The organism is Kitasatospora sp. MAP12-44 (assembly GCF_029892095.1).
Taxonomy (GTDB): domain Bacteria; phylum Actinomycetota; class Actinomycetes; order Streptomycetales; family Streptomycetaceae; genus Kitasatospora.
Genome location: NZ_JARZAE010000004.1, coordinates 3,546,208 through 3,557,623, shown reverse-complemented (window position 1 = coordinate 3,557,623; position 11,416 = coordinate 3,546,208). Strand labels below are relative to the sequence as shown.

The 11,416-nt window shown below is 70.8% G+C and carries 10 protein-coding genes and 2 tRNA genes; 8 read left to right on the top strand and 4 right to left on the bottom strand.

Annotated features, from left to right (window positions below; all coding sequences use genetic code 11):
* The first annotated feature begins 77 nt into the window (after positions 1 to 77).
* From P3T34_RS16495 to P3T34_RS16465, 7 genes are all read left to right on the top strand, one after another.
* Positions 78 to 150: transfer RNA gene (locus P3T34_RS16495), tRNA-Thr, on the top strand.
* A gap of 44 nt (positions 151 to 194) precedes the next feature.
* Positions 195 to 267: transfer RNA gene (locus P3T34_RS16490), tRNA-Met, on the top strand.
* 83 nt (positions 268 to 350) lie between these two features.
* Positions 351 to 515, top strand: coding sequence for a 50S ribosomal protein L33 (gene rpmG / locus P3T34_RS16485; RefSeq protein WP_006604855.1), 165 nt, complete (start codon positions 351 to 353; stop codon positions 513 to 515).
* A 116-nt stretch (positions 516 to 631) separates the two neighbouring features.
* Positions 632 to 1,093 (top strand): MaoC family dehydratase N-terminal domain-containing protein, encoded by a 462-nt coding sequence (locus P3T34_RS16480; protein ID WP_280666786.1) that lies wholly within the window; start codon positions 632 to 634, stop codon positions 1,091 to 1,093.
* Positions 1,090 to 1,518: a MaoC family dehydratase gene (locus tag P3T34_RS16475; RefSeq protein WP_280666785.1), complete on the top strand. Its 429-nt coding sequence runs from the start codon at positions 1,090 to 1,092 to the stop codon at positions 1,516 to 1,518. Before P3T34_RS16480 ends, P3T34_RS16475 begins: the two co-directional genes overlap by 4 nt.
* Before the next feature lie 188 nt (positions 1,519 to 1,706).
* Positions 1,707 to 3,527 (top strand): asparagine synthase (glutamine-hydrolyzing), encoded by a 1,821-nt coding sequence (gene asnB, locus P3T34_RS16470; protein WP_280666784.1) that lies wholly within the window; start codon positions 1,707 to 1,709, stop codon positions 3,525 to 3,527.
* A 95-nt stretch (positions 3,528 to 3,622) separates the two neighbouring features.
* A complete protein-coding gene (locus P3T34_RS16465; RefSeq protein WP_280666783.1) occupies positions 3,623 to 5,203 on the top strand; it encodes a DHA2 family efflux MFS transporter permease subunit in 1,581 nt (526 codons plus the stop codon).
* 68 nt (positions 5,204 to 5,271) lie between these two features.
* Here the strand turns inward: P3T34_RS16465 and P3T34_RS16460 are convergent, their stop codons facing one another.
* From P3T34_RS16460 to P3T34_RS16445, 4 genes are all read right to left on the bottom strand, one after another.
* Entirely contained in the window at positions 5,272 to 6,507 is a 1,236-nt protein-coding gene (locus P3T34_RS16460) for an MFS transporter (RefSeq protein WP_280666782.1), read from the bottom strand.
* A gap of 5 nt (positions 6,508 to 6,512) precedes the next feature.
* The gene (locus P3T34_RS16455; RefSeq protein ID WP_280666781.1) at positions 6,513 to 7,706 is read right to left on the bottom strand and encodes a cupin domain-containing protein; all 1,194 of its coding nucleotides are present in this window, start codon (positions 7,704 to 7,706) and stop codon (positions 6,513 to 6,515) included.
* Positions 7,703 to 8,812, bottom strand: a complete 1,110-nt coding sequence (locus tag P3T34_RS16450) for a SagB/ThcOx family dehydrogenase (protein ID WP_280666780.1) — start codon at positions 8,810 to 8,812, stop codon at positions 7,703 to 7,705. Before P3T34_RS16450 ends, P3T34_RS16455 begins: the two co-directional genes overlap by 4 nt.
* A 473-nt stretch (positions 8,813 to 9,285) precedes the next feature.
* Positions 9,286 to 9,672 (bottom strand): DUF3291 domain-containing protein, encoded by a 387-nt coding sequence (locus P3T34_RS16445; protein ID WP_348534665.1) that lies wholly within the window; start codon positions 9,670 to 9,672, stop codon positions 9,286 to 9,288.
* A 396-nt stretch (positions 9,673 to 10,068) separates the two neighbouring features.
* Here P3T34_RS16445 and P3T34_RS16440 point away from each other — a divergent pair, with 396 nt between their 5' ends.
* Complete coding sequence (locus P3T34_RS16440) at positions 10,069 to 11,364, top strand: FAD-dependent oxidoreductase (RefSeq protein WP_280666778.1); 1,296 nt, start codon at positions 10,069 to 10,071, stop codon at positions 11,362 to 11,364.
* The last annotated feature ends 52 nt before the right edge of the window (positions 11,365 to 11,416 follow it).

Here is an 11,416-nt window from a genome sequence, read left to right as displayed (position 1 = left end):
GGCCGCCCACCTGCGATCTTGCGGCCGGGATACGGATTTCACCTCTGGCCCGGAAACGTGTAATCTCTTCCTCGTTCGCCCCTATAGCTCAGTCGGTAGAGCGTCTCCATGGTAAGGAGAAGGTCTGCGGTTCGATTCCGCATGGGGGCTCTGGTGAACGGGACTTCCGCTTCGGCGGGGGTGCTGGTCATCAAAGCGGTGTAGCTCAGTTGGTAGAGCAAGCGGCTCATAATCGCTGTGTCACCGGTTCAAGTCCGGTCACCGCTACCCCGCGTAGTCGGTCGGGAGGTCGAACTCCCGATCGGCTACTCTTGTCGTGTCATCACTCATTTGTCCAGGAAGGCACTCCCGTGGCTGCCACCGATGTCCGCCCGAAGATCACGCTGGCCTGCGTGGAGTGCAAGGAGCGGAACTACATCACCAAGAAGAACCGGCGTAACGACCCGGACCGTCTTGAGATGAAGAAGCACTGCCCCCGCTGCAACTCGCACACCGCGCACCGCGAGACCCGCTGACCCCCTAGGGCGTTCAAGTGGGCCTGTGCACTCAGGTCATAGGCTTCAGGCCGCATCCCTCATCGAGGGGTGCGGCCTGAAGTCGTATCCGCCCCAAAGGAATCCGAGGAGTAGCCATGCCGCTCGACCCCTCCTTCATCGGGCGGACGTATCCGCCCACCGAGCCGTACGAAGTGGGCCGGGAGAAGATCCGTGAGTTCGCCGTCTCGATCGGCGACACCAACCCGTTGTACACCGATCCGGAGGCCGCCAAGGCACTTGGGCACCCGGATGTGATCGCCCCGCCGACCTTCCCGTTCGTGCTCAGCTACCGGGCCGCCGCGCAGGCGGTCGAGGACCCGGAGCTCGGCCTGGACTTCAGCCGGGTCGTGCACGGTGACCAGCGGTTCGTCTACACCCGTCCGGTCCGGGCCGGCGACCGGCTCACTGTGACGATCGTCATCGACAACATCAAGTCGCTGGCGGGCAACGAGGTCCTCACCGTGCGCGGCGAGCTGCACGAGGCGAGCGGCGAGCACGTGGTGACCTCCTTCATGACGCTGGTGGCCAGGGCGGCCACCGCAGAGGCGGGGGAGTGATGATGGCGATCAGCTTCGACGAGGTCGAGGTCGGGACCGAGCTCCCGGCGCGGTCCTTCCCGGTGACCCGCGCCACACTCGTCCAGTACGCGGGCGCCTCCGGTGACTTCAACCCGATCCACTGGAACGAGAAGTTCGCGCTGGAGGTCGGCCTGCCCGACGTCATCGCGCACGGCATGTTCACCATGGCCGAGGCGATCCGGGTGGTGACCGACTGGGTCGGCGATCCCGCCGCGGTGATCGAGTACGGCGTGCGGTTCACCAAGCCCGTCCCGGTGCCGAACGACGGCGTCGGCACGGTGATCGAGGTCAGCGCCAAGGTCGCCGCGCTGCTGGAGGACCGCCGGGTCCGGGTCGACCTGCTGGTGAAGAACAACGACCTCAAGGTGCTGGGCATGTCGCGGGCCGTGGTGCAGCTCGGCTGACCGCCGCCGTACGTAGCCGAAGGGCCGGGGAGCGCTCCCCGGCCCTTTCGGCTGTCCGCAATCTGCCAGGGCGTGTCCGGGAGCTGACCGCCTGCTCCCCTGTTCGCCCCCCTCCTCCCGCTGGTGTGCTTAACAGCGTGGTCGGAACCGGTCCAGGTCCCGACGCCGGATGCGGAGGAAGGCACAGGATGTGCGGGATCACCGGATGGGTCGACTGGGAAAGAGATCTCACCGACTGCGTGGCGGTCGTCCGCGCGATGACCGACACGATGGTCTGCCGCGGGCCTGACGCCGAGGGCTACCGGATCACCCGGCACGCCGCGCTCGGGCACCGCCGGCTCTCCATCATCGATCTGGAGGGCGGCGCCCAGCCGATGGGCGACGAGCAGCGCGGCGTACTGCTCAGCTACAGCGGCGAGGTCTACAACTTCCGTGAGCTGCGGACCGAGTTGGAGGGTCTCGGGCACACCTTCCGGACCAGGTCGGACACCGAGGTGGTGCTGCGCGCCTACCTGGAGTGGGGCACCGACTCGGTCGCCCGGCTGAACGGCATGTTCGGCTTCGCGATCTGGGACGCCGAGCGGGAGGAACTCCTGCTGGTGCGCGACCGGTTGGGCGTCAAGCCGCTCTACTACGCGCAGACCCCCAGCGGTCTGCTGTTCGGCTCCGAGCCCAAGGCAGTGCTCGCGAACCCGCTGTTCCAGCCCGAGTTGGACGACGAGGGCATCTCGGAGCTGCTGCTCACCCCGCCGCTCAAGACGCCGGGGCACGGCGTCTTCCGCGGCCTGCGCGAGGTGCGGCCCGGCCACCTGGTCCGGGTGAGCCGCTCGGGCGTGCGCGAGCAGCGCTACTGGCAGCTGGTCAGCGACACCCACCAGGACGACCTGCCCACCACCATCGCCACCGTGCGCTCGATTCTCACCGACACCGTCTCGCGCCAGCTGGTCTCCGACGTGCCGCTCTGCTCGCTGCTCTCCGGCGGCCTCGACTCCAGCGCGATCACCGCGCTGGCCGCCGCCGAACTCACCGGACAGGGCGCCGGCAAGCTCTCCACCTTCTCGATGGAGTTCCGCGGCAGCGAGGAGCACTTCAAGCCGGACGCGCTGCGCCCGAGCCTGGACACCCCGTTCGCGCACGCGGTGGCCGGGCACCTGGGCACCCGGCACACCCACATCGTGCTGGACCCGCAGGACCTGCTCGCCGACCAGCTCGACACGCTGCGGGCCCGCGACCTGCCCGGCATGGGCGACATGGACGTCTCGCTGCTGCTGCTCTTCAAGGAGGTCCGCAAGCACTCGACGGTCGCGCTCTCCGGCGAGTCGGCGGACGAGGTCTTCGGCGGCTACCCGTGGTTCCACGACCCGGAGGCGCTGAAGAACCCCGGCTTCCCCTGGGCGCACGGCCGCACCGGGCGCTACGAGGTGCTCGACCCGGGCCTGCTGCAGCGGCTCCAGCTGCGCGAGTACGTCAAGGACCGCTACGTCGAGGCGATCGGCGAAGTCCCGTACCTGGACGGCGAGGAGGGCATCGACCGGCGGCTGCGCGAGGTGTTCCACCTCAACCTGACCCGGTTCCTGCCGGCCCTGCTGGACCGCAAGGACCGGATGAGCATGGCGGCCGGCCTGGAGGTGCGGGTGCCGTTCTGCGACCACCGGCTGATCGAGTACCTGTGGAACATCCCGTGGTGGATGAAGAACGTCGGCAGCATCGAGAAGGGCCTGCTGCGCAAGGCCGTTGGCGACCTGCTGCCCGAGGAGGTGGCCAACCGGCCGAAGAGCGCGTTCCCGGTGGCCCAGGACCCGGCGTACGACGCGGCGGTGCGCGACCGGCTGCGCGACATCCTCGCGGACTCCAACTCCCCGCTGCTGAACCTGGTCGACAAGGCCCGACTGACCGCCACCCTGGCGGCGCCGACCGGCGAGTGGAACGGCCCGCAGAGCACCGCGTGGCTGGGCTACCTGCTGGAGGTGGACACCTGGCTCCGCACCTACCGGGTGCGGATCCGCTAGAGCACCCGCCGGGCGCCGCAGCCGACCTGCTGCGGCGCCCGGCGCGGCTCTGCCGCAGTGCCGGCTGGTGCCGGCCGAATACCTAGGAGACTTTCATGACAGACCAGTTGGCGGCGCCGTCCGGCCCCGCGGCCGGACAGGGGCCACCGGCTCCACCGCCGCCGGCACCGGGTCGCTGGGCCGCGCTCGTGGTGCTCAGCCTGTCCCTGGTGGTGGTGACCCTGGACACCTCGGTCCTCAACATCGCCCTGCCCGCACTGGCCCGTTCACTCAAGGCGACCACCGCCGACCTGCAGTGGATCACCGACGCCTACACCCTGCTCTTCGCCGCCGCACTCATTCCGGCGGGCAACCTGGGCATGCGGTTCGGTGCCCGCCGGGCGCTGAGCGGCGGCCTGCTGGTCTTCGTGCTCGGCTCGGTGGCCGCCGCGCTGTCCTCCTCAGCCATCGAACTGGTGGGCTGGCGGGCGCTGATGGGGCTCGGCGCGGCCTTCGTGATGCCGGCCACGCTCTCCCTGGTGGTGATGCTCTTCCCGCCGCAGGAGCGGGCCAAGGCGATGGGCGTGTGGGCCTCGGCGGCCGGGGTGGGCGTGCTGCTCGGCCCGATCGTCGGCGGGGCGCTGCTCGACCACTTCAGCTGGAGCAGCGCGTTCTGGGTGAACGTGCCATTGGTGCTGCTGGCGCTGGCGGCGGTGTTCAAGCTGGTCCCGAACGTGCCGGGGATGCGCGGCGGTCCACTGGACCTGCCCGCGCTGGTGCTGGTCACCGCCGGGCTCGCGCTGCTGGTGGACGGCATCATCGAGGCGCCCGACCGGGGCTGGCTGGCGGCCACCACGCTGGGTGAACTGATCGCCGGGGTGGTGCTGCTGGCCGCCTTCGTGGTGTGGGAGCTGCGCCAGGAGCACCCGATGGTCGACGTCCGGGTGTTCCGTCAGCGGGCCTTCTCGGTGGCCTCGCTGGCGCTCGCGGTGACCTTTTTCGCGCTCTTCGGGGTGCTCTTCGCCCTCTCGCCCTACCTGCAACTGGTGCACGGCTACAGCCCGTTCAAGGCCGGTCTGGGTGGGATCCCGTTCGCGGTGTCGATGATGGCCTCCTCGGTGGGCAGTGGCGGATTCGCGGCCAGGGTCGGCGTGCGCGGCACGCTGGTCAGCGGACTGCTGCTGGCGGCGGCCGGCCTGAGCGGGCTGTCGCTGCTGGGCCCGCACACCGCGTACGTCGCGGTGGCCCTCTCGATGGCCGCGGTCGGCACCGGGATGGGCGCGATGATGGCGCCCGCCACCGTGGTGATCATGAGCTCGGTGCCGCCCCGCTACGCGGCGATGGCCAGCGCGCTCAACAGCACGGTGCGCGAGCTGGGCGGGGTGCTGGGCGTCGCGGTGGTCGGCAGCATCCTGTCGGCCGGGTACCGGGATCGGATGAAGTCGCTGGCGGGCGCGCCGGGTTCGGCGCTCAAGGACCTGCCGGGCGCCCACCTGACGGCGGCCCGGCTGCCGGCCGAGCAGGCCGGTCCGCTGGTGAGCGCGGCCGACCGTGCGTTCACCTCGGCGCTGACCACCGGGACGGCGGTGGCGGCGGTGGTGCTGGTGGTGGCTGCCGTGCTGGTGGCCTCGCTGATGCCGCGCAATGTGCCGACCGGGCCGCCGCCGGGTGCGGGTGGACCGCCGCCCGGGCACTGACGGTTCGGTAGTTGCGTTCGGAAGCGGCCCCCGGTGTCGGGGGTCGCTTCTGTCAGGTTGTCAGGTTGTCAGCTTGTCAGCAGTTCGGCGGACGGCTGCTGCGCCGCCCCGGCCGGGGCGGGGGCCTTGAACCGGCTGACCCCCGGGACGGCGAGGGCCGCCAGGCTGGAGAGCACGGTCACCACCGCCGCGGTCACCAGCACCGGCCGGTCGCCCAGCACGGCGACCAGCGGACCGGTGGCCGCCAGGCCGGCCGGCGTCAGCGCGAAGGCCGCCAATTGGTCGACGGAGAGCACCCGGCCGAGGTACTCGCCCGGCACTCCCTCGATCAGCGCGCTCGACCAGTAGACGACGGCCAGCGCGACGGCGAAGCCGCCGATCGCGTAACCACCCAGCAGCAGCGGCAGGTTGCCGCCGCCGAGGATGCTCAGGGGCACGGCCGCGTAGCAGACCAGGCTCAGCATCGAGACCAGCCCGGGCCGGCTCGGCCGCCAGCGGGAGGTGACGTACAGCGCCGGGAGCGCGCCGACGGACTGCGCGGCCAGCACCAGGCCGTAGGCGGAGGCCGGGTGCCCGCGGCCGCTCAGCACGATCGGCAGCAGCGTCTGCGCGGGCGCGGAGGCGAAGAGCAGCTGGAGGCAGAAGACCGCCATCCCGGCCTGGATCCACGGGATTCCGCCCACTACCCGCAGCCCGCCGAGGGCGGCCGCCCACGGGCGCTCGCCGCCGGCGGCGCGGGGCGCGCGGACCTCCCGTACGGCGTACAGCGTGGCGATGCTGAACAGGAAGGTGGCCGCGTCGATGCCGAAGGCCGCGCCCGGGCCGGTGAGGGTGATCAGGCCGGCGCCGCAGAGCATGCCCAGCAGGATCGACAGCCGCGAGGAGAGCGTCATCATCGCGTTGACCCGGTTGAGGTCGGCGGGCTCCACCAGGGTGGCCGCCAGGGCGCGGAAGGCCGGCTTGGAGAGCGCCTCGCCCGCGCCGACCAGGAAGGTCAGCGCGACCAGCGCGGCCGAGGGCACCGACGTGGCGGTCAGGGCGACCGCGCCGACCAGCGCGAACCGCGCCAGGTCCGCGATCATCATGATCCGCCGGCGCGGCAGCCGGTCCGCCAGCACGCCGCCCACCAGCAGGCAGAGCACCAGCGCCAGCGCCCGTCCGGCGAAGACCACGCCGATCAGGTCGGCGTTGTCGTGCCGGCCGAGCAGCAGGGCGACCACGGCGAGCGGCAGGATCTGGTCGCCGGCGGCGCTCACCGTCTGGCCGGACCAGAGCAGTCGGAAGGCCGGGTACCTGCGCAGCACCAGCATCAGCGGTCGCCGGGCCCGGTGGTGACGTAGCCCTGGAGGACCAGGCCGCCCAGCAGCCGCTCGATGCCGTCCGGGTCCGCCAGCAGTGCGCGCAGCTCGTCGGCTCGGGCGCCGGTGCGCAGCCGCTCCAGCAGCGGTGCGAGCGAGCCGGGGACGGTGATCAGGCGGTCGCCGAGGGCCAGTGCGATCCGCTCGCCCTGGTCGGCGGCGCCGGCCGTGACGCCCTCGGCCAGCCGGAAGGACGGCGCGGCCTGCTGCCAGCGGGTGACCGAGTCCAGGCCGTCCAGCAGGTCGGACAGCGCGCTGCTGGCGGGCTCGGGGCGGGCGGTGCCGGCGAGCAGGCCGCCGAGCACCGCGGTGGGGTTGAACGAGCTGAGGGCGTCCGCCAACTCGCCCGCGTAGGTGGCGAACTCGGCCTCGTACGCGTCGGTCCTCGGCGGTCCGACCGGGAACTCGGTGGACCACGCGTACTGTCCGGTCAGATCCCGGCAGAGGTCGGTGAGCAACTCGCCCCAGGCCGGCGGCCGGGCCGCGATGGAGAGGTGGATCGACATCGACTCGACCGCGACCGCGACATGCGGCGCGCAGATCGGCACATAGAGCAGGTCGCCGGGCTGGAGCAGGTGCTGGATCAGCGGCTCGCCGACGTCCTCGCTGAGCGTGCGGGCCTGCGGGCGCAGCGGCTGGAGCTGCGGGTAGACCCGCCAGGCCTTGCTGCCGGCCAGTTGCTGGACGAACACCTCCTCGCGGTCGAAGTGCAGGTCCAGGCCCTGGCTGCCGGGCGGGGTGACGAAGACCGAGGCGTGGAAGCGCAGTCCGAGCCGGGCCGAGAGCGCGTCACAGAACCGGGCCAGCCCGGGCAGGTAGTCCTGCACCTCGTCCAGGACCAGCGTCGCGCCGCGTCGGAAGGCGTCGGCGACCACCTTGGGCAGCACCGAGTCGTCGGCCCAACCATGGCCCACCGGACGGGACTTGGTGTACTGCTCCTTGGGCAGCAGGCCCTTGCCCGGGCCGCCGACCACGCGCAGGTACGGCGGCCGCAGGGCGCGCGAACGCAGCAGGTCGAGCACCTGCTCCGCGCTCGCCGGCGGGTCGAGCACCTCGGCCGCCGGGATCAGCAGCGGGGCGCGGCCCCAGTGCTCGGAGACGAAGGCGTCGTCGGCGATCAGACTCTGGACGGTGGCGATGGTCATCGGGACTCCCCTCGGGGCGGTCCGCTCAGTGGCGGGTAGCGGTAGTCCACCGGCAGCAGTCCTTCGTCGAGCAGCGGCCGCCCGGCGGACAGCGCGTAGGCGGCGAACTCCTCCTCCGGGTCGACTCCGAGCAGGGCCTCCAGTTCGCTGTCCTTGAAGGCCACCGTCTGGAAGGCGCCGAGCCCGAGGCCGGTGCAGGTCATGGCGAAGGTCTGGCCGTAGTGGCCGGCGTCGTACATCCACAGCCGGTAGGCGCGCGGGTGGCGGTACTTGTAGGCGATCCGCTGCGCGACCACGGTGGTGAAGCAGGTGAACGCCCCCGCGCAGGTCTCCTTCTGATGGTAGGTCAGATCCGCGAGCTGTTCCCGCCCGAGGTCGGGGACCAGCAGTTCCAGTGCGTGCGTGAGTGGTTCGTAGTGGTAGAGGCCCGGCGGCACGCCCTCGACGTTGAACGCGGCGACGTAGCACTCGACTTCGTGCCGCCCGCCGGCGCTGGCGCTGGCCCGCAGCTGGCGGACGCCGAAGGCGCCGGCGTCGATGGTCCGCAGCGGGGCGAAGCTGTAGTGCAGCACGGTGGCCAACTGGTCGAGCCGGACCGGCTCGGGTGAGAACACCCGGTAGGTGCGGCGGCGTTCGAGGGTCTCGCGCAGGTCGAGGGTGAACGGGCTGAGAGTCCGCGGCAGCAGCAGCCTGGGCGCGCCGGGGTAGCTCTTGCTGTCGGCGGGCTCGGGGCCGCTGTCCAGGATCGCGGCGACCACCTCGTCCCGGCCCTCGTGCACGGTGTAGTCGGCGTCCCTGGCCACCCGGTGGAAGCGGCGGGCGGCCGGACCCCAGTGCTGCCAGGCCTCGCCCTCGTGGCGCTCGACGGCCGCCTCGGTGTCCAGCAGGCCGGCTGCCACCAACTGCCGTAGCACTGCCTCTGGTTCACGTCCGGCCAGCTCGCTGGGCAGCTCGACCTCGTCGATCTCGCACCAGTCGGTGAGCTGGAGCAGGAGGCGCAGTACCGCGGGGGGAACCCGGAGCCGGGTGGGGTTGCGCGGATGGTCGATCTCGACGAACTCGGCGGTGACGGTGGAGACCAGTGGGGAGTGGGAGCGGACCTTCATGGCCTCTCACAGGGGTCGCGGAGCGGGTGGACGGGCGGAGTGGGCAGGTGGAAACGGTGGAAACGGAGAGGACAGATGGGCCGTGCCGGAGCCGGCCCACCTGTCGTCCGGGAACCACGGGGACTAGCGGCCCGGGTGGTCCAGCAGGGGGCCCTCTTCGACGACGATGATGATCTCCTCCATGGCGGAACACCTCCTTATCCATAATCGACGGGACGGGGGAATCGGCGGCCGCCGGAAAGCGGCTGGTCTGTGGTCCGGGAATGCGTGGAGAAATCCGGAGTAAAGACGCTTCAGGGTGGGGCGCCTTCGCCCCGGACGGTGTTTCCCGGTACACAGGATAAGAGCCCTCACATTCCCGGTCCGGACACCCGGCGGACATTTCTTTCGCCCGCCGACCCGCCCGCCGACCCGGCCTGCGAAACGCGAACGCCCGCACCGGCGGGCCGGTGCGGGCGTTCGGGGTGGTGGCGTCAGTCCTTGGTGGAGCGCTCCTGCTCGGTCACCCGGCGGGTCGCCTCGGCCCAGTCGATCGGTAGCTCGGAGGCGTCCGGACTCCAGAAGACGAACACCGAGTTCTTCATCACCCGGCGGATACCGGCGACGATCCGGGCATGCGGATCACTGCGCGAGAAGTCGTTCAGCGCGGACTGGTTCTCCCAGGCGGAAAGGGTCCAGAAAGTCCCGCGCAGTGGCTGGGCCCGCAGCGAAACGCCCACCACCCCCGGCGACTTCCGCACCTGGCGCCAGATGATCATCGACTGCAGAAAGAAGTTCGGGACATTGAGCAGCGATTTGACCTCCAGTTTCGAGGCCATCACCACGACCTCGCCGCCGGTGACGCGCGGTTTCGGGGGCAACCAGGGGATCGTCGGCATCTGTTGCTCTCTCTGTTCGGCTGTTCCTCCCGGCGAAGGGCGCCCTCCGTCGGACGGTGGAATCCCGGTACGTCTGCACAAGAGTCAGGACCCCGCTGATCCGGACACCTTGCCGCTCGGCGACCCAACGAAACCTTCGAACCAGCCCATCGGGCGCTGTTGTTGACGATCTTTCGGGCCGCCCATAGCGTTCGTGCCACTCGCCGAACAGTACCCCCGGGACGCCCGGGACGGGTTCGGCCGATGGACTCGCTCCAGAGGTTTCACTCCTCTGTGCTTCGCCGCGCAACGCTCCCGTACGCATGCCCGTACCGCTGTCGTACCCATGCCCGTACCCATGCCTGTGTTCCCACAGGAATCCCTAGCCGAGGGGCTGTCATGAGCACCCGTGTCGCTGTCATCGGTGCCGGTATCTCCGGCCTGTCAGCCGCCTATCACCTGCCGCCGGACGTCGAGGTGACCGTCTACGAGAAGGAGGACCGCCCGGGTGGCCACGCCAACACCGTGGAGGTGGTGGAGGGTGACCGGACGATCGGCATCGACACCGCCTTCGTGGTGTTCAACTCCCGGACCTACCCGCAGATCAGCGGCTTCTTCCAGGAGCTCGGCGCCACTGCCCTGGACCACACCGGCGGCTTCAACTTCTTCGACCTGGACCGCGGACTCGACTACGGCACCGCCGAGTTCGAGCTCTCCGAGGCCGAGATCACCGAGCGCTACCCGGCGGACTTCCTGACCCTGTGGCGCGACGCCGAGCGGTTCCACCGCGAGGCGCCCCGGGACTTCCTGCGCAAGCGCACCGACCTGCCGCTCGGCGAGTACCTCGACCGCGGCGGCTACAGCGACGCCTTCCGCTACGGCTACGTGGTGCTGCTGGCCACCGCCGTCTGGTCGGTGCCGGCCGAGCTGATCTGGGAGATGCCGGCCACCACGGTGATCGCCTTCTTCATGTCGCACGACCCCGGCGGCCTCGGCGGCCGTACGGTCTCCTGGAAGACGGTGGCCGGCGGCAGCGTCAACTATGTGCGCCGGGTGGTCGAGGCGATCAACGGCAAGGTCCGCACCGGCGCCCCGGTCACCGGGGTGCGCGAGGACGCCGACGCCGTCGTGGTGAGCACCGCCGACGGCCACGAGAGCTACGACTACGCGATCGTCGCCACCCACGCGGACCAGACGCTCGGGCTGCTGGAGCGCCCCACCGCCCGGCAGGCCACGATCCTGGAGAAGGTCCGCTACAGCTCCACCAGCGCGATCCTGCACCGCGACCCGGCGACCATGTCGCCCGACCGGGCCCGCTGGGAGAGCTGGAACTACGGGCTGAAGACCGTGGACGGGACCACCCGCACCTGGGTGGCGTACTACATGAACGCACTCCAGGGCTTCACCGCCGAGCACGACTACTTCGTCACCCTGGACTCCCCGATCGTCCCCCGCGACGACCTGGTGATCCGCGAACTCCCGTACACCCACCCGATCATCGACATGGACGTCCGGGCGATGCAGAAGGACATCCACTCGGTCAACGACACCGGGCGGATCAAGCTCGCGGGCTCCTACTTCCACTCGCCGAAGATCGGCCCCGACCTGATCGGCTCGCACGAGTCGGGATTCGTCTCCGGGCTGCGCGCCGCCGCCGCCGTCGGACGCGACATCGACCGGTCCACCGCCGGCTGACCCACCCCGGGCAGCCGCACCAGCTCCTGGGCCGTCCCGGCCCGTCCACCCG

Bases quoted from the DNA above. Each gene is read 5' to 3' on its own strand.
- P3T34_RS16465 (WP_280666783.1), top strand. From the start codon at position 3,623: ATGACAGACCAGTTGGCGGCGCCGTCCGGCCCCGCGGCCGGACAGGGG.
- P3T34_RS16480 (WP_280666786.1), top strand. From the start codon at position 632: ATGCCGCTCGACCCCTCCTTCATCGGGCGGACGTATCCGCCCACCGAG.
- asnB (WP_280666784.1), top strand. From the start codon at position 1,707: ATGTGCGGGATCACCGGATGGGTCGACTGGGAAAGAGATCTCACCGAC.
- P3T34_RS16440 (WP_280666778.1), top strand. From the start codon at position 10,069: ATGAGCACCCGTGTCGCTGTCATCGGTGCCGGTATCTCCGGCCTGTCA.
- P3T34_RS16450 (WP_280666780.1), bottom strand. From the start codon at position 8,812: ATGAAGGTCCGCTCCCACTCCCCACTGGTCTCCACCGTCACCGCCGAG.
- P3T34_RS16455 (WP_280666781.1), bottom strand. From the start codon at position 7,706: ATGACCATCGCCACCGTCCAGAGTCTGATCGCCGACGACGCCTTCGTC.